Source organism: Staphylococcus sp. AtHG25, from assembly GCF_003217445.1.
Taxonomy (GTDB): Bacteria; Bacillota; Bacilli; order Staphylococcales; family Staphylococcaceae; genus Staphylococcus; species Staphylococcus haemolyticus.
In genome coordinates this window covers 1-1,766 of the sequence record NZ_QJSN01000042.1, presented here as the reverse complement: position 1 = coordinate 1,766, position 1,766 = coordinate 1, and the positions used below count along the sequence as shown (strand labels likewise).

Annotated in this window: 1 protein-coding gene and 1 pseudogene; both read left to right on the top strand. The window is 30.5% G+C overall.

The window, feature by feature from the left end:
- A pseudogene (locus tag BDW31_RS12330) lies at positions 1 to 279 on the top strand (IS6-like element IS257 family transposase); the annotation flags it as partial.
- Positions 280 to 482: 203 nt separating this feature from the next.
- Positions 483 to 1,160: a transglycosylase family protein gene (locus BDW31_RS12325; protein WP_053025666.1), complete on the top strand. Its 678-nt coding sequence runs from the start codon at positions 483 to 485 to the stop codon at positions 1,158 to 1,160.
- Positions 1,161 to 1,766 lie beyond the last annotated feature (606 nt).

The following is a 1,766-nucleotide window of genomic DNA, read 5'->3' as shown; positions in this document are numbered from 1 at the left end:
GATCAGGCACCTTCAACGAAGGTAGCAATGGCTAAAGTAATTAAAGCTTTTAAACTTAAACCTGACTGTCATTGTACATCGAAATATCTGAATAACCTCATTGAGCAAGATCACCGTCATATTAAAGTAAGAAAGACAAGGTATCAAAGTATCAATACAGCAAAGAATACTTTAAAAGGTATTGAATGTATTTACGCTCTATATAAAAAGAACCGCAGGTCCCTTCAGATCTACGGATTTTCGCCATGCCACGAAATTAGCATCATGCTAGCAAGTTAAGCGAACACTGACATTATAAATTAGTGGTTAGCTATATTTTTTACTTTGCAACAGAACCTCATACATCTTCTTTAAATGTAAAAAAATGATAATACTTTTTAACTTCATTGTAACCTAAAATAGTTTAAAAAATGTTAGAGTGGGATACGTTATTGTGGTGAAATTAATAAATTAAAAAGTTAACCTTTAGGAGGAATTAAATAATGAAAAAAACAATTCTTACTTCAACATTAGCAGTAAGTTTAGGTATAACAGGATTTGCAGCAGATAATTCAGCTGATGCATCTGAACAAAATGTAGACCAAGCTAAATTAGTAAATTTAGTTCAAAATAACCCAGAGCAATTAAATGAATCTCCAATACAAAAAGGGTCATATAATTATGATTTCATTCAAAATGGAGTTTCATATCATTTTGAATCAGATGGTGTAAATTTTAGTTGGAGCTATAATGGTTACAATAATACAACTGCTGAAATAAACAATGATGGACAACAAGAAGTTTCAAAAAGTGAACAACCAGTACAACAACAAGCACCACAAACTAAAGAAACTCAACAGCCCCAACAACAAGCAACTACAAATATTTCAACACAATCATCACAAAACTCAAATGAAGCTTCAAGTGGTTCATCAGTAGAAGTAAACGATCACTTGAAACTAATTGCTCAACGCGAATCAGGTGGCGATATCACAGCCATCAACCCTTCTTCAGGAGCAGCAGGTAAATATCAATTCTTACAAACAACTTGGGATTCAGTAGCCCCAGCAGAATATGTAGGTGTTTCACCAGCTTCAGCACCTGAACATGTCCAAGATGCGGCTGCTCAAAAATTATATAATGAAGTTGGCCCTTCACAGTGGGTAACTGCATATATGTAATTACTTTTATTTCATGCTAATTGCTAATATTGTTTTATTTATAAAAAAATCAAATTTTAATTATTCCCTATAAGTAATGAAATGCTCTCCATATTCTAATGGAGAGCATTTATTTATATAATATCATATATAAAAATTAAATCAGTTACTTTATGGGAGAAAGTAATACTTTTTAAATAAACAACAAAAGCTCTTAATAAGTCTTATTGAGCTTATTAAGAGCTATTACTAATTTAACCTTAAAGTTGTAAGGAGTTAATTCTATAAGAAGGAGATGAAACTTCTGTATTTAATAATTATAGCAAAAACATATGATTGTTCCAATTCATCTATTTAACGATGATACTGCCTCCCTTAATAATATTAAGTTCAACCAATCAGGAAATTTGATATTTTAACGCTAGTCTTTTCTCGTTTATTAGATAAAGATATTTTAGTATATCCAGTTAATTGATAGAAAAGAGGAGCCAATATACTAAGAAATATTAGTTCATAACATGTTATTTTTGGGTACACCCTAATCATACAAATATAGTTGTTGAATTTATAACGACTAAAACGTATGATTAGGGTGTATATTTATTGTGGAGTGAAAATAAATGATTA

Excerpts from the sequence above, each read along its gene's own strand:
- BDW31_RS12325 (WP_053025666.1), top strand. The coding sequence starts at position 483 with ATGAAAAAAACAATTCTTACTTCAACATTAGCAGTAAGTTTAGGTATA.